This is a genomic window from Nannocystis pusilla (assembly GCF_020073745.1).
GTDB classification, from domain to species: Bacteria; Myxococcota_A; Polyangia; order Nannocystales; family Nannocystaceae; genus Nannocystis; species Nannocystis radixulma.
This window is the reverse complement of record NZ_JAIRAU010000001.1, coordinates 41,055-64,649: the sequence shown is the minus strand read 5'-3', so window position 1 is coordinate 64,649 and position 23,595 is coordinate 41,055. Positions and strand designations below refer to the sequence as shown.

The 23,595-nt window shown below is 72.0% G+C and carries 19 protein-coding genes; 11 read left to right on the top strand and 8 right to left on the bottom strand.

Going from position 1 to position 23,595, the window contains the following annotated elements; genetic code table 11:
- Nucleotides 1-127 precede the first annotated feature (127 nt).
- The 5 genes from K7C98_RS00255 (at nt 128) to K7C98_RS00235 (ending at nt 7,746) form a co-directional block, all read left to right on the top strand.
- Entirely contained in the window at nt 128-880 is a 753-nt protein-coding gene (locus K7C98_RS00255) for a DUF2334 domain-containing protein (RefSeq protein WP_224189431.1), read from the top strand.
- Nucleotides 881-883: 3 nt separating this feature from the next.
- Nucleotides 884-1,873, top strand: a complete 990-nt coding sequence (locus K7C98_RS00250) for a glycosyltransferase family protein (RefSeq protein WP_224189430.1) — start codon at nt 884-886, stop codon at nt 1,871-1,873.
- Nucleotides 1,874-1,886: 13 nt separating this feature from the next.
- Nucleotides 1,887-4,553, top strand: coding sequence for an efflux RND transporter permease subunit (locus K7C98_RS00245; protein ID WP_224189429.1), 2,667 nt, complete (start codon nt 1,887-1,889; stop codon nt 4,551-4,553).
- A 176-nt stretch (nt 4,554-4,729) separates the two neighbouring features.
- Nucleotides 4,730-5,896: a mannose-1-phosphate guanylyltransferase gene (locus tag K7C98_RS00240; protein WP_224189428.1), complete on the top strand. Its 1,167-nt coding sequence runs from the start codon at nt 4,730-4,732 to the stop codon at nt 5,894-5,896.
- 443 nt (nt 5,897-6,339) lie between these two features.
- Entirely contained in the window at nt 6,340-7,746 is a 1,407-nt protein-coding gene (locus tag K7C98_RS00235; protein WP_224189427.1) for a glycosyltransferase, read from the top strand.
- A gap of 55 nt (nt 7,747-7,801) precedes the next feature.
- Here the strand turns inward: K7C98_RS00235 and K7C98_RS00230 are convergent, their stop codons facing one another.
- Nucleotides 7,802-9,148, bottom strand: a complete 1,347-nt coding sequence (locus K7C98_RS00230; protein ID WP_224189426.1) for an ABC1 kinase family protein — start codon at nt 9,146-9,148, stop codon at nt 7,802-7,804.
- A 479-nt stretch (nt 9,149-9,627) separates the two neighbouring features.
- Here K7C98_RS00230 and K7C98_RS44535 point away from each other — a divergent pair, with 479 nt between their 5' ends.
- The 3 genes from K7C98_RS44535 to K7C98_RS00215 all read left to right on the top strand — a co-directional run bounded on the left by K7C98_RS44535 (nt 9,628) and on the right by K7C98_RS00215 (nt 12,477).
- A complete protein-coding gene (locus K7C98_RS44535) occupies nt 9,628-10,644 on the top strand; it encodes a helix-turn-helix transcriptional regulator (RefSeq protein WP_224189425.1) in 1,017 nt (338 codons plus the stop codon).
- Between the two features lie 209 nt (nt 10,645-10,853).
- Nucleotides 10,854-11,888: a type I asparaginase gene (locus K7C98_RS00220; RefSeq protein ID WP_224189424.1), complete on the top strand. Its 1,035-nt coding sequence runs from the start codon at nt 10,854-10,856 to the stop codon at nt 11,886-11,888.
- Between the two features lie 10 nt (nt 11,889-11,898).
- Nucleotides 11,899-12,477, top strand: a complete 579-nt coding sequence (locus K7C98_RS00215) for a TlpA family protein disulfide reductase (RefSeq protein WP_224189423.1) — start codon at nt 11,899-11,901, stop codon at nt 12,475-12,477.
- 129 nt (nt 12,478-12,606) lie between these two features.
- Here K7C98_RS00215 and K7C98_RS00210 read toward each other — a convergent pair whose 3' ends face one another.
- The 3 genes from K7C98_RS00210 to K7C98_RS00200 all read right to left on the bottom strand — a co-directional run bounded on the left by K7C98_RS00210 (nt 12,607) and on the right by K7C98_RS00200 (nt 14,513).
- Complete coding sequence (locus K7C98_RS00210; protein WP_224189422.1) at nt 12,607-13,344, bottom strand: MYXO-CTERM sorting domain-containing protein; 738 nt, start codon at nt 13,342-13,344, stop codon at nt 12,607-12,609.
- 107 nt (nt 13,345-13,451) lie between these two features.
- Nucleotides 13,452-13,736 carry a glutaredoxin domain-containing protein gene (locus tag K7C98_RS00205; protein WP_224189421.1) on the bottom strand — a complete coding sequence of 95 codons (285 nt, stop codon included), beginning with the start codon at nt 13,734-13,736 and terminating at the stop codon, nt 13,452-13,454.
- 48 nt (nt 13,737-13,784) lie between these two features.
- Nucleotides 13,785-14,513 carry a hypothetical protein gene (locus K7C98_RS00200; RefSeq protein ID WP_224189420.1) on the bottom strand — a complete coding sequence of 243 codons (729 nt, stop codon included), beginning with the start codon at nt 14,511-14,513 and terminating at the stop codon, nt 13,785-13,787.
- A gap of 141 nt (nt 14,514-14,654) precedes the next feature.
- On the opposite strand from K7C98_RS00200, the gene K7C98_RS00195 reads away from it, so the two are divergent.
- Nucleotides 14,655-15,602: an HDIG domain-containing metalloprotein gene (locus K7C98_RS00195; protein ID WP_224189419.1), complete on the top strand. Its 948-nt coding sequence runs from the start codon at nt 14,655-14,657 to the stop codon at nt 15,600-15,602.
- A gap of 205 nt (nt 15,603-15,807) precedes the next feature.
- Here the strand turns inward: K7C98_RS00195 and K7C98_RS00190 are convergent, their stop codons facing one another.
- From K7C98_RS00190 to K7C98_RS00175, 4 genes are all read right to left on the bottom strand, one after another.
- Nucleotides 15,808-16,143, bottom strand: coding sequence for a hypothetical protein (locus K7C98_RS00190; protein WP_224189418.1), 336 nt, complete (start codon nt 16,141-16,143; stop codon nt 15,808-15,810).
- Nucleotides 16,144-16,255: 112 nt separating this feature from the next.
- A complete protein-coding gene (locus tag K7C98_RS00185; RefSeq protein ID WP_224189417.1) occupies nt 16,256-17,074 on the bottom strand; it encodes a pseudouridine synthase in 819 nt (272 codons plus the stop codon).
- A 709-nt stretch (nt 17,075-17,783) separates the two neighbouring features.
- Nucleotides 17,784-18,752: an Hsp33 family molecular chaperone HslO gene (locus K7C98_RS00180; RefSeq protein ID WP_224189416.1), complete on the bottom strand. Its 969-nt coding sequence runs from the start codon at nt 18,750-18,752 to the stop codon at nt 17,784-17,786.
- Nucleotides 18,753-18,774: 22 nt separating this feature from the next.
- A complete protein-coding gene (locus tag K7C98_RS00175) occupies nt 18,775-19,998 on the bottom strand; it encodes a S1C family serine protease (protein WP_224189415.1) in 1,224 nt (407 codons plus the stop codon).
- A gap of 150 nt (nt 19,999-20,148) precedes the next feature.
- On the opposite strand from K7C98_RS00175, the gene K7C98_RS00170 reads away from it, so the two are divergent.
- Together K7C98_RS00170 and K7C98_RS00165 are read left to right on the top strand one after the other, a co-directional pair.
- Entirely contained in the window at nt 20,149-22,050 is a 1,902-nt protein-coding gene (locus K7C98_RS00170; RefSeq protein WP_224189414.1) for a serine/threonine-protein kinase, read from the top strand.
- Between the two features lie 44 nt (nt 22,051-22,094).
- Complete coding sequence (locus K7C98_RS00165; RefSeq protein WP_224189413.1) at nt 22,095-23,591, top strand: PQQ-dependent sugar dehydrogenase; 1,497 nt, start codon at nt 22,095-22,097, stop codon at nt 23,589-23,591.
- The last annotated feature ends 4 nt before the right edge of the window (nt 23,592-23,595 follow it).

The window sequence follows — 23,595 nt, the reverse complement described above, 5'->3', positions numbered from 1 at the left end:
GTGTCCTCGCCGTCCTCGCAGCGACCGGCGCCGAGCACGTGAAGCGCGCCGGCCTCACCGCTCCACGATCTCCTCGGCCCCGCGCCCATCGATTGCGACCGCCCCCGCGGCGTGCCAGCATCCGCGCGTGCCGGTCCACGTATCGATCCACGACGTCAGCCCCGCCTGGGAGGCGGAGGTCGACCTCGCCTTGCAGGCGTGCGCCGCGGTCGGCATCAAACCTGGCCTTTTGGTCATCCCGAATTACCACGGCGCCTGGCCGCTCGACGAGCACCCCGCCTACGCCGCGCGCCTGCGCGGGTGGCAGGCCGCCGGTCACGAGATCTTCCTGCACGGCTACTACCACCTCGCCGGCGCCGGTCCGCGCGAGCCGTCCGCCGCCGGCAACGCGGCGCCGCGGGGCTTGCGGCGGCTGTGGGCGCAGAAGGTCGTGTCCGGCGGCGAGGCCGAGTTCAGCGACGTCGACGAGGCCGAGGCGCGCCGCCGGCTCGACGACGGTGAGGCCGTGCTGCGCCGCGCCGGCCTGCAGCAGCTCGACGGCTTCATCGCCCCCGCGTGGTCGATGCCGCCGTGGATGTTCGCCGTCCTGCGCGAGCGCGGCTACCGTTACACCGAGGATCACCTGCACGTGTACGACCCGAAGGCCGGCGCGCGGCGGACCAGCGTCGTCCTCAATTACGCCAGCCGCACGCCGGCGCGGCTGTGGTCGAGCCTCCTCTACTGCCGGCTCGCGCGCCCGGCCCGGCGCCTGTGGCCCGCGCGCGTGGCGATCCACCCGGCCGACATGCGCCACGCGGTGCTGCGCCGCGAGATCGACGGCCTCCTGCGCTGGGCCGTCGGCGACGCCGTGGTGTCCGCGCGCGCCCTCGTCGAGGCCTGAGTCATGGCGCGCGTCAGCCTCGTCGTGCACGGCCGCGGCCGCGGTCACGCCAGCCGGGCCCTCGCCTGCGCGCGCGCCCTGGGCGACGCCGGCCACCAGCTGCACGTGTTCGCCGGCGGTGATTCGGAACATGTTTTAAAGAACATGTCCCGATATACATCCATCCCGATCGTCCGCCCCGGCCTCGCGGCGCCCGGCGGGTGGTTGCGGCGGCTGTCGAGCGACGCCGCGCGGTTCGCCGCCGCCGCGCCGCAGTGCGTCGTCAGCGACGGCGACCAGCCGAGCCTCGTGCTCGCGCGCCGGAGCAAGGTCCCCGGCGTCGCCGTCGACCACGGCCTCGCGCTCACCCACGGACGCCTGCCGGTGCGCCCGCCGGCGCTGCTGCGGCTGTACGAGCGGCTCAACAACGCCCCGCTGGTGCTCGCCGACCGCCTCGTCGCCGTCCACTTCCTCCCGTTCACGGCCGCCGACCCGCGCGTCGCCGTCGCTCGCCCCGACCTGCGCGACGACCTGCGCGGGCCCGTCACGCGCGACGGCTTCCTGCTGGCCTACTTCCGCGACGACAACGGCCGCGACGCCCTCGCCCTGGCCCTCGCCGTCGGCGCCGAAGTGATTTGCTTCGGCGAGCGCGACCCCGGGCTGCCGGGCCTGCGGTTTCATCGCAGCGACCGAGCCGGCTTCGCCGACCACCTGCGCCGCTGCGACGGCGTCATCACCTCCGCCGGCAGCAACGTGCTCGCCGAGTGCGTCATGCTGCGCAAGCCGGCGCTGGCGCTGTACCGCCGCGGCGACGCCGAGCAGGCGCTCAACGCCCAGCTCGCCGAGCACGCCGGGGTCGCGCTCGGCCGCAGCATCGAGGACCTCGGCGCCCGCGACCTCGCCGAATTCCTGACCCGCGCGCGCGGCGGTGAATTCGCCGCGCACGACCTCGTCGCCGCCATGCCGCCGGTCTCCGAGGTGGTCGTCAGCACCGTCGCGGCGCTCCTGGTATAAGGCCCACGCCCGCATGAGCGACTCCTCCCGCGCCACCGGCCTCGCCGCGCTCGTCGTGCGCCGCCCGCTGGCGATCGTGCTCGTCGCCCTGCTGCTCGGCGTGCTCGGCTACTTCGGCACGCGCCGGCTCGGCATCGACCAGGAGCTGCGCGCGCTGCTGCCCGACGACGCCCCGAGCGTCGTGCGCCTCGACGCCGTCAGCGAGCGGCTCGGCAATCAATCCGACCTCTACGTCACCGTCCGCGGCCCCGACCGCGCCGCCAACCTGGCTCTCGGCGCCGCGATCGCCGAGACCCTCGAGCAGCGCGACGACATCCGCTACGTCCTGTTCCGTCGCGACCCGCAGTTCTTCCGCGACAACCTGCTGCTCTACGCCGACCTGCAGGACCTGCTCGACCTGCGCCAGCGGGTCATCGACGCCATCCAGGCCCGCGTCCGCCGCGAGCTCAGCATGTTCCCCGAGGACCGCGAGGCCGCCGGCGAGAGCGACGACCTCGACCTCGACGAGAAGGCGCTGCGCGAGCGCTACGGCCTCGACCGCGAGCCCTCCGAGTACTTCGAGCGCGACGAGGGCCGGCTCGTCGTCGTGCGCGCGCGGCCGACCCGGGCCAACACCGACATCTCGTTCGCGCGCGGCCTGTCGCGCAACCTGCGGGCCGCCATCGACGGCCTCGAGCCGAACAAGTTCCACCCCGACATCGAGGTCACGATCGACGGCAGCTACGCCGAGCACACCGCCCAGGCCAGCAGCCTCGAGCGCGACATCATCTCCGGCACCGCGGTCGCGTTCGGCCTGCTCCTGCTGGTGGTGGCGCTCTACTTCCGCGGCCTGCGAGCCGTCCCGCTGGTGCTCGTGCCGCTGCTGACCGCCGTCGTCACCACGCTGGCGATCGGCTGGGCCGCCTACGGCGAGCTCAACCTCGTCAGCGCCTTCATCTTCGCCGTCACCCTCGGCCTCGGCATCGACTTCGGCACCCACATCCTCTCGCGCTACCGCGACGAGCGGCGCCGCGGCCTCGATCAACTGGCCGCGATCACCACCACGATCGCCACCACCGGGGCGTCGACCGCCGGCGGCGCGCTGAGCACCGCCTTCGCGTTCCTGTTCCTCGTCCTCGCCGAGTTCCGCGGCTTCTCGCAGTTCGGGGTGATCGGCAGCCTCGGCATCATGATCGCCCTCGTCGCCGCGCTGGTGGTCCTGCCCGCGCTCGCCCTCGTGCTCGAGCGCATCCGGCCCTGGCGCGTGCCGCCGCCCCCCGCGCGCGAGGCCCCGGGCGCGGCGATCGTCTCGCGCAAGTTCCCCTACCTGGCCCTCGGGACAGTCCTCGTCTGCCTGCTCGTCGGGCTCTGCGGCGCCGCCGCGGCGCCGAACATCGGCTTCGAATACAACCTCGGCAAGCTGGGCCCGCCCGACCGCACCAGCCCCGAGGAGCAGAAGCGGGCCAACGAGTACCGCGACGCCGTCGGCCGCACGCAGTCGACCGACCCGACGATCGTCCTCACCGACGGCCTCGCGCACACCGAGGCCGTGAACCGCCAGCTGCAGGCGATCCTCGACCTCGAGCCGGAGGAGATCGCCGAGATCACCGGCCTTGAGCCCTACTCCGACACGCCGCGCAAGCCGAAGCCCGAGCCCGAGCCGGCGCCGAAGCCGAAGGCCGTCGACGACGAGGAAGAGGACGAGGACGTCGAGCCCGACGACCCGAAGTTCGTCCGCCTCGCCGAGCTCGCGCGCCAGCGCGGCAAGGTCGACCCGGCCGTGCGCGAGCAGCTGAAGCAGTACCCGCCCGAGCGCCTGCGCGAGATGGACGACCTGCTCAGCAGCGTGCTGTCGATCTACACCTTCGTGCCCGAGCTGCAGCAGGAGAAGCTGCAGGTCATCGGCGACATCAAGCAGCGCATCGACAACAAGCGCGGCTCGTTCAGCGACGCCGAGCTCGACAAGCTGAGGTCGTGGGAGCGCTACCTGCAGGTCGAGCGCCCGGTCGGGCCCGACGACCTGCCGGCGTGGGTCAAGGTCCAGTTCACTGACATGCACGGCGAGCTTGGCCGCTTCGTCGCCTGCTGGCAGCGCGGGCCCAAGTCCGAGTACGCCCACGCCAAGCGGATCCACGACGCCTTCGACACCATCGACACGCCGCTCGGCCCGGCCCCGGCGGTCGGCTCGCACTTCGTCGTGCCCGAGGTCGTCGACGCCATCCGCGGCGACGGGCCGCTGGTGATGTGCGCCGTGTTCGGCGTGCTCATCGCCACCGCCCTGGTGATGTTCCGCAGCATCGCCGGCGCGGCGCTCGTGTTCGCCACCGTCGGCGTCGCGCTGTGCTGGCTGGCCGGCGTGTTCGTGTGGATGGGCTGGACCCTCAACCTGTTCAACCTGGTCGCGCTGCCGCTGCTGGTCGGCATGGGCCAGGACGACTCGCTGCACATCATCCACCGCCACCGCGAGGAGGGCGCCGGCCGGCTGGCGCACACCATGCGCGAGACCGGCGGCGCCGTGGTCCTCACCACCGTCACCACCGTCATCGGCTTCTCGAGCATGCTGTTCGTCGACCACATCGGCCTGCGCTCGCTCGGCTGGACCGCGGTGGTCGGCATGACCTTCTGCCTGCTCGCCTCGCTCACGCTCGTGCCCGCTTGCCTGCACCTCGGCGAGTGGTGGCGGGCCCGGCGAGGCGAGTGAGAGGTCCTTTCCGACATGTCCTTGAAGACATATGAAGATCCGGCGCCGCCCGCCGCCGTCCTGCCGGTCGCTGTGCGCCCGTGCGCGCATCCGCCTGCGCGCCTGCACGGTTTTGCCGGGCGCGCAAGCGCGCGGACTGGCCTGCCGTGGGGCAAAGCCGCTACAGTGAGGGGAGCATGCGGATCGCCCTCGTGATGGCCGGCGGCGGCGGCTCACGCCTCTGGCCCGCCTCGACCCCCGAGCGGCCCAAGCAGTTCATGGCGCTGCGCACCGATCGGAGGCAAAGCCTGCTCGCGGCCGCGGTCGAGCGCGCCGCCGCGGTCGCCGGCGCCGACTGCACCTTCCTCGTCACCACCGCCGAGCTGGCCGCCGCCGTCCGCGCGGCTGCGCCGCAGCTCCCGCCCGAGCACGTGATCGAGGAGCCGTGCCCGCGCAGCACCGCGCCGTGCGTCGCCCTCTCGCTGGTGCACATCGTCGAGCGCCTGCGCGCACGCGGCTGGTCGGAAGGACAGATCGACGAGACCCCGCTGGTGGTGCTGCCCTCGGACCATCACATCGGCGACGAGGGCCGCTTCGCCGACCTGCTCGGTCGCGCCTGCGACTGCGCGGCCGAGGCCCGCGACGTGGTCGTCCTCGGCGTCACGCCGACGCGGCCGGAGACCGGCTACGGCTACATCGAGCGCGACGGCGTCCCGCGGGCCTCCGCCTGCGACACCGCCTGCGCCTCGCTGACCCTCTACTCGGCGCTGCGCTTCGTCGAGAAGCCGAACCTCGCCCGCGCGCGCGAGTTCCTGGCCAGCGGCCGGTTCCTGTGGAACGCCGGCGTGTGCATCGCCCCCATCGGCCGCATGCTCGCCGAGTACCAGCGCCACGCCCCCGGGCTGTGGCAGGCGTTCGCGCCGGTGGTCGCCGCCCTGCGCGAAGGCGAGGTCGAGCTGGCCCGCGGGCGCACGGCCGCCGCCTACGCCTCGATCCAGCCGGCCTCGATCGACGTCGCCATCCTCGAGCAGCTCGCCGACCTCAGGGTCGCCGCCACCGACGTCGCGTGGACCGACCTCGGCTCGTGGGCGGCCATCCGCGAGGCCCTGCCGCGCGACGGCGACGGCTTCGCCGTCCACGCCGAGAACGGCGCCGCCGTCCACGTCGTCGGCGGTCGCGACGGCCTGGTGTGGACCGACGGCGCCGACGTCGCGATCGTCGGCCTCGACGGCGTCGCCGTCATCTCGTCGGGCGGCCGGATCCTCGTGTGCCCGCTCGAGCGCGCCCAGGAGGTCCGCGCCGCCGCCGAGGCCTCCGCCAAGTACGCCGCGGCCCGCCCCCGCGACAAGCCGCGCGACCCGTGAGCCCGGCTGTCCCGAAGGACATTTGACTGGTCCATGCCGCGCGCGGATGCCGAGCAAATTTGGGGACATGTCCTCAAATTAACTTCGGGGGCGAGCACGTGGCATCCGCTCTGGCCTCGCCCTCACCGCGCGGCGACAGCGGGGCCTGCGACGCTCTCCGCGGGCGGACGAGGGGCGGCGCAGCGGGACGCCGCCGGGGGCCCCATGCCTCGCGCGCAGACGCCGGGCCAATCTTCGGACATGTCCTAAAATTACATCGGCGGCGAGCACGTGGCATGGCAGGTCCGGCGTCGCGACGGGACCCGCTGCGCCGCCCCTCGTCCGCCCCTCGACGATCTCCGCGGCCCCGCCCTCCGGAATGGAGAAACCGCGAAGTCCGCGCGCGAGCCCTCGCACACCGAAGCGCGGGGGCCAGTCGCCGCGCTTCGTTATACTCGGCGCCCGTGACGAGCACCGGAGCAAGCACCCGCGCCACGCCGCCGCCGTGGCTGCGGCGCGTGGCGATCCTCAACGACTACGCGCGGATCCCCTACGCCAACGGGTCCTCGTTCGCCTCGCAGATGTTGCGGCGAGAGTTCGCCGCGCGCGGGCAGGAGGTCACCGTCATCGGGCCCAACGACCCGGGTGCGCGCCCCGATCAGCTGCCGCCGCGGCGGATCTTGCTGCCCTCGTTGCCGCTGCGCAATCACCCCGGGGTGTACATGCCGTTCCCGTCGGCGCGGAGCTTCCGCGAGGCGGCGGCGCACAAGTTCGACTTCGTGCTCAGCCAGAGCAATCACGACCTGTGCGACCTCGGCGTGTGGCTGCGCTTCAAGCACGACGTGCCGCTCCTGTGCGTCAACACGCTGCACCTGCCGAGCGTCTACGGCGTGGTCCTGTCCGACCGCATGCGGCGCAGCCGGACCATCAACGGCCTGTTCGAGGATCGCCTGATGCCGTGGCTCGAGCACCACTGCGCCGAGGTCTACAACCTCGGCGACGGCCTCATCGTCCTCGCCGAGGGCCTCGTCGACTACTGGCGCGAGCGCGGCGTGACCGTGCCGATCCACGTCATCCCGCGGGCCGTGGCGCCGCACATCTTCGACGCGCCGGTCGGCGCCGATCCGTTCCCCGCCGGCGCGACCGCCGGCCAGCGCCTCCTGGTCGTCTGCCGTCATTCGCGCGAGAAGGGCGTCGAGCGGCTGCTGCGGCTGTTCGCCCGCCACGTCGCGCCCGCGCGGCCGCAGGCCTCGCTCACCCTCGTCGGTGACGGCCCCGACCACGACGACTTCCGCGCCCTCGCCGACCGCCTCGGCCTGCAGGACCGCGTGCAATTCGTCGGCGAGGTCCCCGTCACCGACGTCCCGAACTGGTACCGCCACGCCGACCTGTTCGTCTACACCTCGCTGTCGGAGACCTACGGGCAGGTCGTCAGCGAGGCGATGTGGTGCGGGCTCGCGGCCGTGGCCTTCGCCGACGGAATGGGCGTGTCGCAGCAGATCCGCGACGGCCGCGACGGCTTCCTCGTGCCCCCCGGGCCCGACCCGGACGCTGCCGACGCCGCGTTCGGCGCCCGCGTGGTCGAACTGCTGCGCGACGAGGCTGCCCGCAAGCACATGTCCGAAGAGGCATCTCGCCACGCGCACGAGCGCGCCGCGCCGGAGCGGAGCGTCGCCCGCTACTATCAGGCCTTCGAGGCCGCGCGCGAGCACTGCCGCGGCACCGCGGAGGCGCGCCGGACCCAGGGCCTGAACACGCCCCGCCTGATCTCCCGCTGGCTCGCCGTCCACGGCGCCGTCGTCGGCCTGAGCGCCCTCCGCCCGCCGGCCCTGCTCAACCGCAACGGCGGCGAGCAGCCGGCGTGGAGTTGAGCGCGTCGAAGCGCTATTCGGGCATGTCCCATACGACATGCCCCGCAGGACCATCTCACCCGGGCGCGTTGGCCAGCGCGATGTCGAGGTAGGGCTGGAGCATGTCGAGCAGGCGCCCGCGGGCGCGGACGCGGCGGAGGTTGCCGTAGTGGCCGACGATCGCGCGGTCGATGAAGATGATCTCACGCGGCGGCTGGAACGAGGCCATGTGCTTGATCGCCGCCGGGATCATGCGGATGACGTCGTCGTGAATCGTGGCGGCGGCGTAGTCGAACAGCTCGCCGGTGAGGAACGGCAGGGCCAGGATGTCGCGCCACTGCTTATAAAATGTGTGCTCGACCGGCGGGCCGTCGGGGTTGCGCACGCCGAGGCCGCGCAGGCCGACCTCGACGCCCGCGTAATCCTCGGCGAGGCCGCAGCGGATCGTCGTCGCGTAGGCGGCGGCGATCTCCGGCGCGACCTGCTTCACGCAGCCGAAGTCGTAGAGGACGACGTCGCCGTTCGGCCGGAACGCCAGGTTGCCGGGGTTCGGATCGGCGTGCAGGAGCCGGTGCTCGAACAGCTGGGCCGCGAGCGCGCGGAACAGGTTGTCGCCGAGCCGGTCGCGGACCTCCTGAGAGTAGCCGCGCGCGTCGAGCTCGTCGATGCGGTCACCCGGCTCAAAGGTCAGGGTGAGGACGCGCTGCGACGAGCGCTCGGCCACGACCTCGGGGATGATGACGTGCGCGTCGCCGCGGTGGATCTCGCGGAACCGGCGCACGTTGTCGGCCTCGTTGCAGTAGTCGAGCTCCTCGACCAGACGCGCGCGGATCTCCGCGAACACCTCGTCGAGGCTCTGCTGCTTGACATCGATCAGGCCGGTGGCCCGCTTGACGAAGCCGCCGGCCTTGAGCGCGAACTTCAGCTGCGCGAGGTCGGAGTCGACGGCGCCGTCGACGCCCGGGTACTGCACCTTGACCACCACCTCGCGGCCGTCGTCGGTGGTGGCGCGGTGGACCTGACCGATCGAGGCCGCCGCGAACGGCTCGACCTCGAATTTTTTGAAGAGGACCTCGGGCGGGGCGCCGAGCTCGCTCTCGATCTGGCGGGCGATCACCGCGAAGTCGACCGGCGGCGCCTGCCGCTGCAGCGAGCGCAGCGCCTCCGCCAGCTCCTTCGGCAGCAGGTCGCTGACGATCGACGCCATCTGCCCGACCTTCATGACCGCGCCCTTGAGCTCGCCGAGCGTCCGGGCGATACGCCCGCCGTTGAGCTCGTGCGCCGCGTTGCGCTCGCGCTCCGCGTCCTCCTCGGACTGGAACATCGACTTGATCCGCGTCTTCGCGTAGCTGCCCGCGACCTGCGCGGTCATGCCGGCGAGCCTGAAGAACCGCTTCCCCCTGGTGACCGGGCCCTCGTTCATCGCCGCTCGCTCCCGTTTACTCTGCCCGCCCGACCCCGCCGGCGCAAGCCCACGCGCCCGCGCGTCGCAGCGCCGGCGCGCGGGCCGACGTCGCTACGACCCCCCGGCTCGTGACCGGCCCCCGCCGCGGCAGACCTCACGAGGATGTCCCTGGGGACATGTCCGGGGCGCATGGTAACATATCCCATAGGCCATGTCCCATCGAACAGGTGCGTAAGAGCCCCGCCCGCGCGGCCCGCGGGAGAGACTCGCGTCTGGCCCGGTGTGCGCTGGCTCGCGGGGGCGGCCCCGGCGGGTCGACCGGCGCCCGGAACGCCGCGAATCGGCCGCTCGCACCCGAATTGGGCGGATCTCGCGCTCGCTCGCCGGCGCCGGAGCCGATGGGGCCGCGATTCAGGCCGCCGCCCGGCCGGGCCGGATCCGCGAGGAGCCCGCGCCGCCGGGCTCGCGAGCCTGTAGGATGAGCCCCGGAGCCGATCGTGACCCGCGAAGCGAAGCCAGACTCGTCGAGGACCGTCCAGGAGACCGCGCGCTTCATCCTCCGCTACCTGCGGGAGAACGCCGACGGCGCGACCAAGGAGACGCTGTCGTCCAAGGCCGGCGTCGCCGGCGTGACGGTGCAGCGGGCGCTCAAGTACATGCGCGAGGAGTGGGACGCGCCGCTCGAGTTCGTGCACGCGAGCAAGGTGTGGAAGCTGCTCGACGACAAGTTCACGCTGCCGCTCACCGACCCCGACCCGGAGGACCTCGCCGCGGTGGTGTTCGCCTCGGCGCTGCTGCAGCCGGTCGCCGACGCCGAGCTCAACGCGCGCGTCAAGCGGCTCGTCGAGCAGATGGACGCCGCGGTCGAGGAGACGCAGAAGAGCGCGGCCAAGGTGCGGCCGAAGAGCGTGACCGCGACGATGACGACGGGCACGCGGGTCGACTCGCGGCTGGTCTCGAAGCTGTTGCAGGCGGTCGGTTCGGGCGTGGTGCGCATCGAGTACGACAGCCCGTGGTCGGGCACGCGCAAGACGCACGACATCGAGCCGTGGCAGCTGCGGCTGCACGACGGCGTGATGTACATGCGCGCGTTCTCGCGGACGACCGGCGACGCGCGCAGCTTCCGGGTGGCGCAGATCGTCCACGCGCGCGTGCTCCCGGGCCAGACCCCGCGCGAGCCGGTCCCGACCAAGAACAACTTGTGGGGCTCGTCCGACCCCGGCTTCGGCATCGACAGCGACCGCCCCGGCGTCGCCACCTTGCGCGTGCGCGGCGGCGTGGCCCGCTGGATCGCCAACCTCGTGTGGGACCCCGGCCAGGAGGACCGGTGGGTCGAGCCGGGCGAGCTGCTCGAGCGCAAGGTGCCGTACCACTCGTGCCGCGAGTTCGCGCGCCGGCTGCTGCAGATCGTCGACGGCCTCGAGTCGATCGAGCCGGCCGAGCTGCGCGAGGAAGTGGTCAGCGACGCGCGCGCGTTCCTGGAGCGCCTCGATCGCCACGCCGCGCCGGCGTGACGTCCGCGCGTTGTCTGCCGCGGATCAAGCGCCCGTGGCAAGCTGCGCTCGAGGTCGACGGGGGATCTGATCAGGGCGGGTGACTTCATCACTCCGGGGCCTGCTGACGGCCTTTCGGGTTTGAAGTCGTGGTGACCTCAAGCCCAGGCGGGGGCTCACGCGGCGCAGGTCGTCGCGTGGGCCCCCGCCTCCTTTGCTATCATCCGCGCGTGAGCGCGCGCCCGCGAGTCTGCGTCCTTCATGTCGGCGGCACGATCGGCATGGTCCGCACCGAGGCCGGCTACGCGCCGCAGCCGGACTTCCTCGGCAACTACATGAACGCGATGCCCGAGCTCCGCCGCCCCGAGCTGCCGGCGTTCGACGTCGTCTCGCTCGAGCCGCTGCTCGACTCGGCCGACATGGCGCCCGAGGACTGGGTCCGGATCGCCGCCGCGATCGCCGAGCGCTACGACGACTACACCGGCTTCGTCGTCGTCCACGGCACCGACACGATGGCCTACACGGCCTCGGCCCTGAGCTTCCTGCTGCCCGGGCTGGCCAAGCCGGTCATCATGACCGGCTCGCAGCTCAGCCTCGAGAACGTCCGCAGCGACGGCCGCGAACACATCATCACGTCCTTGCTGCTCGCCGGGGCCGGCGAGATCCCCGAGGTCTGCATCTACTTCGCCTCGCGGCTGCTGCGCGGCAACCGGGCCCAGAAGGTCCACAACCTCGACTTCGTCGCGTTCGACAGCGGCAACCTGCCCCCGCTCGCCCAAGTCGGGGTCGGCGTCGAGGTCGCGCGCCACCTGGTCCGAAAGCCAGGTGCTCGCGCGATGAAGATGGTCCCGCTGGTCCGCAAGCCCGAGGTCGCGGCGGTCCGCCTGTTCCCGGGCATCGGCGCGGCGATGATGTCGAAGCTGCTCGAGCCGCCGCTCGAGGGCCTGGTGCTCGAGACCTACGGCGTCGGCAACGCGCCGAGCCGCGACCACGCGCTGCTCACCGCGATCGCCCGCAGCGCCGCGCCCCCGCGCGAGGTCGTGATCGTCAACTGCTCGCAGTGCCACGGCGGCTCGGTCCGCCAGACCGTCTACAGCACGGGCGCCGCGCTGGCCCGCGCCGGCGTCCTGTCCGGCTTCGACATGACGCCCGAGGCCGCCCTCACCAAGCTCTACTGCCTACTCGCCGCCGGCCTGCCGCCGGCCGAGGTCCGCGCTCGCATGCAGCAGGACCTCGCCGGCGAGCTCACCGCCAACGTCCCGTGAAGGTGCGACGATGCGTGTCCTGAGCCTGTCCGTCAGCCTGTCTGTTTGTGCATGTCTGTTTGCACATGTCTCCGGGTGCAGCTCTCCGCCGCCCGCGCCGCAGGCCGCGCCTGCCCCGGCCAGGGCCGCGGCGCAGCCCGCGGGCGAGGCCCTGGTCGGCTACGACCTGCGCCGCCTGCGACCGCGCGACGAGGAGACGCTGGCCGCGATGTTCGACCGCCTGCTCGCCCAGGCCGTGGCCGACGGCAAGCGCGTGGCCGTGCTGTTCAGCGCCGACTGGTGCGAACCCTGCCGCGAGCTCGAGACGGAGCTCGGCAACCGCCACAAGGCGGCCGAGATCGGCGACGTGCGCTTCCTCGAGCTCAAGGAAGAGGACTGGACCGCGGCCGCGCGCATGGACGAGTTCAACGAGCTCCGCCGCCGCTGGGCCGACCAGGTCGGCTCGTACCCGCTGCTGCTGCTGCTCGACGCCCAGGGCAAGCGCGTCGAGGAGATGAAGCAGGCGATCGAGCGCCTCGAGGCGGCGAAGATCGAGCCGACGCTGGCGCACTGGCTGGCCGACACGCGGCCGAAGAACAGCGCGTCGTAGCTCGAGCGCGTCGGATTCATGCGTGCGCGCCGGTCTCGACGTCCTCGCCGCAGGCGAGGGGCGTGTCGACGCGCCGCGACTCTCGGCGGGCGGCCGCACGAGCCGTGCGGCCGCCCTGCGCCGCGCGGCTCAGCGGCGGCGGCGGAGGATGAAACCTGCCCCGAGGGCCAGGAGGACCATCGCACCGTTCCAGGCCTGGCCGTCGGCGTCGACGGAGCAGCCCTTCTTCTTCTCGACCGGGGGCGGGCCTTCCTTGCCGGCGTCGCCTTCGGGAGCGGCGGAGCCGTCGTTGCCGTCGCCGCCGCCGAGCGAGTCGTGGGCGTCCTGCTCGGCCGCGGCCTTGTCCTCGGCGTCGTCCTCGTCTTCCTTCGGCGCTTCGGGCTTCTTGCCGCTCTTGATCAGCTTGATCTTGCCGGTGGCGAGGGTGAGCTCCTTGCCCTTGGCGTTGACCTGCGTGACCTTGATGTCGTAGGTGCGGTTCTTGTTGAAACCCTTGCGGCCGTCGAGCTCGAGCTCGCCGTAGAACCACTTGTCGCCGGCGAAGTCGTTCTCGTCGTGGCGCCAGACGGAGGACTTGTTGCCGTCGAGGTCCTGGAAGAACTCGACGTAGAGCGGGCCGGGCGCCGGGTTGTCGAGCTTGGCGTGGACGTAGGCGATCCAGCGGTCCTCACCCGGTACTTCGTCGAGCGTGTCGACGACCGCCGACTTGCCCTTGGCGGTGATCTTGCCGGCCTCGTCGATCTCGATCGGAGTGGCGCCGATTTTCACCTCGCCCGCGTAGGCCGCGGCGCTGCTGAGCGCGGCCAGCGCGAACGCCGAAGTGAGCGTCAGGCGTCGCAGGAAGTTGTTGCGCGGTGTGCTGTTCATGGCGATCGGCAGCGAGGGTAGCACAGCCCGCGCCGGGGACTGTGAACCCCAAGAGCGTGTACCTGCACTCCGACGGCGGAGCGAAAGCACGTGCAAAGTGCGCAGGATCAGCCGGCGAGCGCAGTCGCGAGCGCACCGCTGCGGTCCATCGCCGCGAGCTCGGTGAAACCACCGATGCTCGCCGCCTTGACGAAGATCTGCGGGACCGTGCGCCGGCCCGTCTTCTCGATCAGCCAGCTGCGGGCCTCGGGCAGGTCGGTCACGTCGACGGCGACGAACGCGATTCCGCGCCGGCGCAGCAGCGACTCGGCCATGCGGCAGTAGCCGCACGTTTCGGTGACGTACAGGACGACGTCCGCGCCGAGCTGCTCGGGCGTGTGAAATTCGGTCAATGCCTCCGCGACACCCATGGCTGTTCTCGCCGAGGTGATAGCAGAGAATCAGTCCTCGGCGAGCAGCGCGAGGATCTCGTCGTCGAGCTTGTGCTGGTGCTCGCTGGCAAACTTGCCGACGATGACGTCGCGCCGCTGGGCGATCGGAGTGCCGGCGGTGACGCCCTGTCCACCAATGCCGCCGATCGGGCGCCGACCGACGCGGCTCGGCCCGCGGCTCGGACGCGGCGGACCCTGACCCGCGGCCGAGGCGGCCACCTGCGCCTGCGCCTCGGGGGCGGTGAACACGACGTGACCCAGCGTGGGATCGAGGGTCGGGCCCGGTTCACCGGCCTGGAGCGGCGGACCCTGCGGCACGACCTCGCGCGGGTCGGGCGGCGGCCGCCGGTCGGGGCGCTTCGCCGGCGCCTTCTCCGGTGCCACCGGCGCGGCGACCTCGGGCTTGTTCGAGGCCTCGGGGTGCGCGCCGATGTACTTGACGATCCGCTCGTCGAACGACCCGCTGCGCAGCTGGCGGATCATCGACTTGTGCGAGTCCTGCATCGCCGCGACGATCACCGCGTCGAGGTTCTCGCTCTCCAACTTGTCGCGATAGTCGACCTTGTTGGTGGCGATGATCGTGCCGTCGTAAAACACGTGCGTGAAGATGTGGGCCTTCTGAATGCCCGAATCCTCGGTCTGCACGTGATAGAGCCGCCCCCGGTGCGGGATGTTGTGGTTGTAGCCGAGCTGGGGGGACTGGTTGGCCGCCATGATGCTGCTCGCGGGAGCGTGCATGCCTAGGTTGCCGGCGATTTACGCGCACCGCAAGCCCAACTGTACTTCGCAGGCCGTCCGCTTCGACAAATCTCCCGCAACTACGGCGGCGAGGGCTCCTGCTATGCTGCGGCACCCGACAACGTCGGGCCGCGAAGTCCCGTGTCCGCTGCCGCCATCCCGCTCACCCCCTCTCCCGGCGAATTGCTCGTCCCGGCCGTTCAGGCCGGTCAAACGGGGGAGATCCCCGAATCCGCGCTCACCGCGCAGGTCGCCGCTTGCGCCGAACGGGTGGCTGCCATCGACCCTCGTGAGGCCTTCGAACTGCTGACGGAGGCGTTCTGCGGCCGTCACCCCGACGTGGCGATGCAGTGGCTCCGCGACGCCGGCCTGCTGGTCCACCTCCTGCCCGAGCTCGACGCGACCGTCGCGTTCTCGCAGGAGGGCGGCCGGCGCCACAAGGACGTCTGGGAGCACACGAAGGCGGTGGTCCGCCAGTCGGTGCCGCGACCCGCGGTCCGCTGGGCCGCGGTGCTGCACGACATCGGCAAGGTCACGACCCGTCGCTTCGTCGGCCCGGGCAAGGTCACGTTCCACGGCCACGCCGAGGAGGGCGTGCGCATGTACCGACGCGGCCCGGCCCGCCGGATCGGCTTCCCGCCGGAGATCCGCGAACAGGTCGAGCTGCTCATCCTCCATCACCTGCGCCCCGGCCAGTACGACGGCGCCTGGACCGACGCGGCCGTGCGTCGCTTCGCTCACGAGATGGGCCCGCTGCTGACCGACCTGCTCGACCTCTCGCGCGCCGACGTGACCAGCAAACGCCCCGGCAAGCGCCAGCGCTGCCTTCACTTCATCAGCGAGCTGGGCCGGCGGATCCGCGAGATCGCGGCGCTCGACGCCCGCGTGCCCCCGCTGCCCTCGGGCGTCGGCGACGTGCTGATCCGCGAGCTCGGCCTGGCCCCCGGCAAGATCATCGGCCTCCTGCGCAACCGCCTGACCGCGATGTGCGAGGCCGGCGAGATCGAGGCCGGGCAACCCGCGGAGTACTACGTCGGCGTCGTGCGTGAGCGCGGACTGCTCGCCGAACTCTCCGCGCCGGCGAGTTGAGCTGTCCCCCGGGACATGTGGTCTTTTAAAAAGACACGTCCTGAAGCGCTCATGCGCCGGATGGCCTGGATCGCGAGCCTCGTGCCTCGCGATCGCGGCTCGCGCCCCGCTGCGTCGCCGCCGCGTCGCGCGCGAGCGATCGCTCGCGCGTCCTGGCGCTGAAACCTGAGCTGTCCCGCGGGACAGCTCATGCGTGTGCGACGACTCAGCTCTTCTCGCCGTCGGGCGCCTTCGCGTCGGCCGGCGGCGTGCCACCGGCTGCGGGGGCGCCGTCGACCGGGACGGCCTTGTCGCCGCCCTCCTTCTGGCCGCCGCACTTGCCCTCGCCGCACTTGCCCTCGCCGCACTTCATCTCGCCGGACTTGGCGTCCGCGGGCTTGGCGTCGACCGGCTTGGCGTCGGCCGGCTTGGCGTCGGCCGGCTTGGCGTCCGCCGTCTTGGTCGGAGCGGCGTCCTTGGCGTCCTTCTTGGCCTCGCCGCCGCACGCGCCCGCGCCGAGTCCGAGGAGAGCGAGGGTGGCAGTGATCGTCTTGAGATCCATCAGCTCTTGCGTCCTTGCGCCGAGGGTACCACGCGCGAAGGCGACGGCGGAGGTGAAGCGCGAGCGGGCCCGGCGGGATGGATCCGGCGCGACGACGACCGCTCGTCGCGTCTCACTTCGCGCCCGGCTCGGCCCACGGCGGCAGTTCGGCGCGCACGTCGATCACGGCGCCGCTGATCGGGTGAGTGAAGGCGATCCGCACGCATGCCAGCTCGAGCACCTCGCCGGCGCCCGCGCGACCGACGACGGGCAGCGCCTGCGCCTGCGCGTGCAGCGAGATCTGCTCGCTCGACCCGCGGTGCAGCTCGACCTCGACCAAGCTCGCCCCGTCGCCCGCAGCCAGCGGACGAAACTCGGTGCGCGCCGGCACCGCGTCGCGCTCGCCCTCGCGCGCGAGGCGGAGGCCGCCGCCGGCCTTGATGAGGGGTGTCTCGCAGACCATGACCTCACGGACATGTCCCGAAAGACGGGCGCGATAGACCCGCAGCGTGTCGAGGTCGGTAAACCGGGCGAGGAAGCTGGCGGTGTCCTGGCCGCGAACGGTGAACAGGACCAGACCAGCGGCCGCGGGGTCGAGCGGGTGAACGAGACCGACGTAGGGCCGCTGAACACCCTCGCGCGCGAGCAGCTGGACGAGGGCGTGGCTGATCGCCCCGCGACTGCCCTCGCGGGTGGCCGCGGCAGGGACGCCGTGCGGCTTGTCGACGATGATGCACTGGGCGTCGCGGTGGACGATGCGAAGGCTGCCGGGGTCGAGCGGGGCCGCCTCCGCGGCGCCGCGGTAGATGGTGACGCGCTCCCCCTCCCGCACGCGCAGGGTCGGGATGCAGGTGCGCACGTTGCCGATGTACACGCCGCCGGCGCGGATCAGGTCGGAGGCGGGCGCCACGGCGAGGCCGAGCCGCCGCCCGAGCAGCTGACGCAGCGTCATGCCGTCCTCCATCGAGATGACCCGCACACGCACGCGGTCGCCAGCGGGCACGGGCGCGCCTGGTTGTGTCGGCTCGTCGGACCTGTTCATAAGACCCTGCTCATCCAGACATGCTCCGGAAGACATAACCATCGAGACATACAACGGGCGGAAGCGGCGGGCCGATCCGGCCACGCGGAACTGCGGGAGAGCTGGGTGGCGCGGGGCGCTCGGCTCCTGGCCGGCACAAAGCTCGCCGAGTGCGACAAGCGGGGCCCGAGACGCTCTTCACAGGGCGGGGCGGGCGCGGCGAGAATGGGACGCAGCGAGCATCGCAGCACCGACTCGGCTCCTGGCCGGCACGAAGCTCGCCGAGCGCGACAAGCGGGGCCCGAGACGCTCTTCGCAGGGCGGGGCGGGGGCGGCGAGAATGGGACGCAGCGAGGGGCCCCATGCCTGACGCGCAGACGCGGGATCAATCTCCGGACACGCCCTGTCGAACACTCCGCGTCGAGCATCTGGCATGGCAGGTCTCGCGTCGCGAGGGACCCGTTCTCGCCGCCCCCGCCCCGCCCCACCCAGCTCTCTCGCAGCCCCGCGCCCCCGGAGCGGCCCGACTCTCGCGCCCCGGAGCGGCCCGACTCTCGCGCCCCGGAGCGGCCCGACTCTCGCCCTATCGGCCATGTTCTCGAGGACATGCGCATAAAACCCTGTCCGTCAGGACATGCCTCTACGAGCGGTGCAGGCGCAGCTCGGCGGCCAGCTCGCGCAGCTCGGCGGCGGTGAGGAGGTAGCGCTCGCCGCAGTAAGAACAGCGGACCTCGGTGACCTCGCGCTCGCCGGCCAGGGCCTCGACGTCGTCGGCCCCGAGCATCGCGACGATGTCGCGGGCCACGGAGGGCCCGCAGTTGCAGCGGAACGCCAGCGGCGTCTCGGCGACGGGCTCGAACACGGCGCCGCCGAGGGCGAAGCGCAGCAGCTCGGCGGGCTCGCGCGGGAGGAGCAGCAGCGTGGCCAGGGCCTCACCGGCGAGGCGCTCGCGCAGCGGCGCCAGCGCCTCGTGGTCGCCGCCGGGCAAGGTCTGGCACAGGATGCCGGCCGCACGCACGACCCCGCCGTGGCCGTCGAGCAGGACCTCGCAGCGCAGCAGCGACGGGACCTGCTCGCTGGTGTTGAGGTAATGCTCGAGGTCGAGGTCGACCTCGCCGGCGACGAGCTCGACGGTGCCCTGATAGCGGCTGTCTGTCCCCGCGGACAGGTCGAAGTCGCGGGTCACGGTGAGCGCGCCGCGTCGGCCGAGGAACGGCGACAGCGGCAGCCGACCCGAGGCGCGCTCCAGGGTCGCGCGCAGCGGCGTGTCGCCGAAGCCCCGCCGCAGACAGCCGCGCACCGTGCCGTCGCCGTGCGCGTCGATGAGAAAGCCGCCGGGCTCGCCGTCGCTGCCGCCGCTGCCGCGCAGGTCGGTGAAGCTGCGCGCGTCCACCCGCAGGCGCTCGTTCGCCGACTTCGTCAGCGTCGTCAGCAGGCAGCCCGCCGTCAGCGCCCGGCCGAGCGCGATCGCCTCGAGCCCGTGCAGGCCGTGGCGGCGACAGGACTCCTGGACCAGGTCGGTGGTGACCGCAGCCAGCGTGCGCATCGTCGGCGCCGCGGGCGCGGCAGCGTCGGGCGCAGCGGCAATCGCGCGAAGAAGGACGTCCACGGCGAGAGCGTAGCGCAGGCGCTCAGGGCAGGTCGATCAAGTTGAGCTTCACGCTGGCGGCCGCGCCGTCGCGGACCAGCTTGACCTCGACCTCGTCGCCGACCTTGAAGCGGTCGAGGGCGTTGTACAGGTCGTCGTAGTTGCGGACCTTGTGCTCGTTGATGCCGACGATGATGTCGCCGAGGACGAGCTCGCCGGTGCGGTCCTGCGAGAGGCCGCGGATGCCCGCCTTGGCGGCCGGACCGCCGGCGACCGTGCGGGTGATGACGACGCCCTTGACGCCGACGCGCGCGGCGTAGGCGTCGGGCAGCGGCTCGATGCCGAGGCCCGGGTGCTCGACGCGGCCCTTGTCGATGATCTGCGGGACCACGCGGCGCACCGCCGCGACCGGCACCGCGAAGCCGATCCCGGCGCTGCTGCCGGTCTTGCTGAAGATCATCGTGTTCATGCCGATGAGGTGCGCGCCGCTGTCGAGCAGCGGGCCGCCCGAGTTGCCGGGGTTGATCGAGGCGTCGGTCTGGATCATGTCGCGGATCGTCACGCCGCCGTAGCCCTGCACCTCGCGCCCGATCGCCGAGACCACGCCGGTGGTCAGCGTGTGGTCGAGGCCGAACGGGTTGCCGATCGCTATCGCCGTCTGCCCGACCTCGAGCGGCCCGCCCTGCGGCAGCACGCGGATCGGCGTCAGCGGCTCGTCGCAGTCGATCAGCCTGAGCACCGCGATGTCCTTGTTCGGATCGCCGCCGAGCAGCTGCGCGTCGTAGGTCTTCTGGCTGTAGAGCGTCACGCTGTAGGTGCCGCGCGAGCGGCCGGCGTCGACCACGTGGTAGTTGGTGACGACGTGCCCCTGCGTGTCCCAGACGAAGCCGGTGCCCGAGCCCGCCGGGACCTCGAGCGCGCGCATCGAGTAGTCGCGGACGACCCGCTTCTGCGTCACGAACACGGTCGCCGGGGCGGCGGCGCGGAACACGTCGATGACGTTTTGTTCAGCTTCGAGGCGCGCGGCCGGCGACGGGCGCTTGACCTCCGGGGTCGCTGCGGGCTGCGACGGGGCGGCGACGACCCCGGTCAGCGTCGCGTGCGCGCCCACGTCCGGGGCGATCTCTCGCGGCGCGGACGCGGTCACGGTCTCGGTCCGGGGCGACGGCGGCGCTGCGGCCTGGCACTCGGTCATGCCCGGCAGAACCGTGAGGCAGCCGAGGAGGACCAGGGACGTGGACAGCAAAGTACGGCGTGAGGCGGCCATGGCTGGGCTCTGTTTTAGGCGCCCGCCCGCCGTCCGCAAGGGCCCGCTGCGCCCGGCGAGGGCCGCGAGGCTGCATTTATGTGCAGGCCGAAGCCGCGCGGGCGCGCTGCTGGGCGGCTTCCGGCCGCGCCGTGATATACCTTGCCGACCATGAACGGTGCCGCCGCCGCGCCAGCCCCATGCCCCTTCTGCCAGCAGTCGCACCCGGAAGACGTGTTCGTGTGCCCGACCGCGGGGAAGGTCCTGCCGCTCGAGGGCCGGCTGCTGGACGGCAAATTCAGGTTCACGAAGCTGCTCGGCGCCGGCGGCATGGGTGCGGTCTGGCGGGCCCAGAACATCCGCGTGCGCAAGGCGGTCGCCATCAAGCTGATGCACGCCGAGTTCGCCGGCAATCCGGGCATCCTCGACCGCTTCCGCAACGAGGCGACCGCCGCCGGCCAGATCGGCAACCCGCACATCTGCGACATCTACGACTTCGGCCAGAGCGTGCTCGGGCCCTACATCGTGCTCGAGATGCTCAACGGGCGCTCGCTCGGTGAGCTGGTCCAACAGACAGGTCAGGTCGACCCCGGGCTCGCGGTCCTGATCATCCGCCAGGCGCTCATCGGCCTCGACGCCGCCCACGCGGTCGGCATCGTCCACCGCGACCTCAAGCCCGAGAACATCTTCCTCCACGAGCCCTCGCCCGGGCACCTGCTCGTCAAGCTCATGGACTTCGGCATCTCGAAGTTCTCGCAGGGCGGCACCGAGGGCGGCGGCCGCACCAGCGCCGGCGTGCTCATGGGCACGCCCGAGTACATGTCGCCCGAGCAGACCGAGGGCGCGGCCGGGGTCGACCTCCGCACCGACATCTGGGCGATGGGCGCGATCCTGTACAAGGCGCTGACCGGCGCCGACGCGTTCACCGGCGCGACCATGGCGGCGATCCTCGTCGCCGTCTCGACCAAGCAGCCGACGCCGATCGCCCAGCTCGCGCCGCACGTGCCCCCGGGCCTGATCGCGGTGATCGAGCGCTGCCTCGCCAAGGAGCCCGGCGACCGCTTCGCCTCGTGCTCCGAGCTGTCGGCCGCGCTCGCGCCGTTCGAGCAGCTCGGCGCGCCGCTGCCCGCGATGGCCTCGCACACGCACGCGCCGCCGATGACCTCCGCGCCGATGACCGGCGCGCAGTCGTCGGTGCCGCCGCCGCAGGCCACCGGCCCGGTCGCCACCGTCATCACCGGCGGCCCGCCGCCGACGTCTCACCCCGGCTTCGCGCCGGTCGCCACCGTCATCACCGGCGGCCCGCCGCCCTCGACGCCGCCGACCAACAAGCCCACGTGGTCGGGTGAGCTCGGCAGGTCGCATCCCGCCGAAGAGTCGTGGTCACTGGGCCGCGCCGAGGGGCACAACACCCAGCTGCCGATGCCGACCAGCAGCGGCGGCGGCAAGGGCATCATCCTCGTCATCGCGCTGCTCGTGCTCGTCGGCGGTGGCGTCGGCGCTTACTTCATGATGAAGCCGAAGACCACGGTCACGCCGCCACCGCCGCCCGAGGCGATCGGCGCGGTCACGGCCGCGCCCGAGACCAAGACCACGCCGCCGCCCGACACCAAGGTCGAGACGCCGCCCGACACCAAGGTCGAGACACCGCCGCAGCCCGAGACCAAGGTCGAGACGCCGCCCGACACCAAGGTCGAGACGCCGCCCGACACCAAGGAAGACACCAAGAAGGACGACAACAAGAAGGACGACACCAAGAAGCCGCAGCCCAAGCCGAAGGAGCTCATCAGCGACACCGACGTGGCTGGCCTGCGCTTGCCCGGCAAGATGTTGTGGGAGAAGGCCAAGGAGCACTGCGAGAGCTCCACGGCCGACGGCCTCAAGACCTGGCGCCTGCCGAAGAGCGGCGAGGTGCTGAAGTTCCGCAAGAACCCCAAGCTCGCCAATCGCAAGGTGTGGACGTCCGAGATGAGCGCGGGGCGAGTGAAGGTCGTCGACATCAACTCGGGCGCGGTCGAAGAGGTCGCCCCCAACACGCCGAAGATCGACGTCACCTGCGTCGCGCTCAAGTGAGTGCGGCGCGCAGGCGCGCGTGGGCTCGTGTTAGGGTGGCCGCCATGTCTTGGCAGAACTTCGCCCGCCTCACCCTCCTGCCCTGCTTCACGCTGTTCGCGTGCGGTGACGACGGCAGCGGCACCGACTCGAACGCCACCACGTCGACGGACACCACGGACACGACCGCGACGACCAACGCGACGCCCGGCACCTCGACCGCCACCGAGACGTCACCGACCACCACCGAGACGCCGCCGACCACCACCGACGTGACGGCGACCACCGACGAGGTGACGTCGACCACCGTCGACCCGACCACCGACAGCACCTCGACCACCACCGGCGAGCCCGCGTGTCCCTACACCCCGGTGCCCGGCGAGCCCGGCTTCGCGCTCGAGATCATCGCCACCGGCTTCGACCGCCCGGTGCTGGTGCGCCCCGACCCGAGCAGCCCCGAGCGCCTGTTCGTGGTCGAGCAGGGCGGACGGATCAAGATCCTCGAGCCCGGCGAGACGACCGCGCCCGACGACAGCTTCCTCGACATCGACGTCAAGAACAAGGTGCCGATGCAGATCGGCCCCGAGCAGGGCCTGCTCGGCTTCGACTTCCACCCCAACTTCCCCGACGACCCGCGGATCTACGTCAACTACAACCCGGGCATGTGGCAGGGCGCCGGCCCGACGTACGTGTCCGAGTTCAAGCTCGACCCCAACGACCCCGACAAGGTCGACCCCGACTCCGAGCGCATCGTCATCGCCATCTCGCAGCCGGCCAGCAATCACAACGGCGGCATGATCGAGTTCGGGCCCGACGGCATGCTGTACATCGGCATGGGCGACGGCGGCGGCGGCGACGACCAGTACGACACCGGCCGCGACAAGCAGTCGCTGCACGCCAAGATCCTCCGCATCGACGTCGAGCCCGACGGCACGCCCGACATGAACGACCCGTGCGGCAACAACTGCGAGCTGCTCGACGGCTTCGACTACACGATCCCGGCCGACAACCCGTTCGTCGACGACCCGGAGTTCTCGCCGGAGATCTACGCGTGGGGCTTCCGCAACCCGTGGCGCTTCTCGTTCGACCAGGACGGCACGCTCTACGTCGCCGACGTCGGCCAGAACCAGTGGGAGGAGGTCAGCGTGGTCGTCGGCGGCGCCGACTACGGCTGGAGCCTGATGGAGGGCAACCACTGCTTCAACGGCGGCTGCGACGACTCCAAGGGCGTCAACGAGGTCAACGACCAGGGCCTGACCACGCCGATCGCCGAGTACAACCACGGCGAGGGCTGCTCGATCACCGGCGGCACCGTCTACCGCAGCTGCGAGGTGCCCGAGTGGAACGGCACCTACTTCTACGGCGACTACTGCTCGGGCGGCGTGTGGGCCCTCAACTGGGACGGCACCGCGGTCGAGAACCTCGGCCAGGTCGCCACCCAGGACGACCGGATCATGGGCTCCGGCAGCAACGGCTTCGGTGACGTGCTGTTCACCGTCGTCGAGCTCGACGGCTTCAACGCGCCCGTCGACGGCAAGATCCTGCGGGTCGTCCCGCAGTGAACGA

Coding starts and splice junctions, on each gene's coding strand:
- K7C98_RS00250 (WP_224189430.1), top strand. CDS start 884: ATGGCGCGCGTCAGCCTCGTCGTGCACGGCCGCGGCCGCGGTCACGCC.
- K7C98_RS00245 (WP_224189429.1), top strand. CDS start 1,887: ATGAGCGACTCCTCCCGCGCCACCGGCCTCGCCGCGCTCGTCGTGCGC.
- K7C98_RS00240 (WP_224189428.1), top strand. CDS start 4,730: ATGCGGATCGCCCTCGTGATGGCCGGCGGCGGCGGCTCACGCCTCTGG.
- K7C98_RS00230 (WP_224189426.1), bottom strand. CDS start 9,148: ATGAACGAGGGCCCGGTCACCAGGGGGAAGCGGTTCTTCAGGCTCGCC.
- K7C98_RS00215 (WP_224189423.1), top strand. CDS start 11,899: ATGCGTGTCCTGAGCCTGTCCGTCAGCCTGTCTGTTTGTGCATGTCTG.
- K7C98_RS00210 (WP_224189422.1), bottom strand. CDS start 13,344: ATGAACAGCACACCGCGCAACAACTTCCTGCGACGCCTGACGCTCACT.
- K7C98_RS00200 (WP_224189420.1), bottom strand. CDS start 14,513: ATGCACGCTCCCGCGAGCAGCATCATGGCGGCCAACCAGTCCCCCCAG.
- K7C98_RS00190 (WP_224189418.1), bottom strand. CDS start 16,143: ATGGATCTCAAGACGATCACTGCCACCCTCGCTCTCCTCGGACTCGGC.
- K7C98_RS00185 (WP_224189417.1), bottom strand. CDS start 17,074: ATGACGCTGCGTCAGCTGCTCGGGCGGCGGCTCGGCCTCGCCGTGGCG.
- K7C98_RS00175 (WP_224189415.1), bottom strand. CDS start 19,998: ATGGCCGCCTCACGCCGTACTTTGCTGTCCACGTCCCTGGTCCTCCTC.
- K7C98_RS00170 (WP_224189414.1), top strand. CDS start 20,149: ATGAACGGTGCCGCCGCCGCGCCAGCCCCATGCCCCTTCTGCCAGCAG.
- K7C98_RS00165 (WP_224189413.1), top strand. CDS start 22,095: ATGTCTTGGCAGAACTTCGCCCGCCTCACCCTCCTGCCCTGCTTCACG.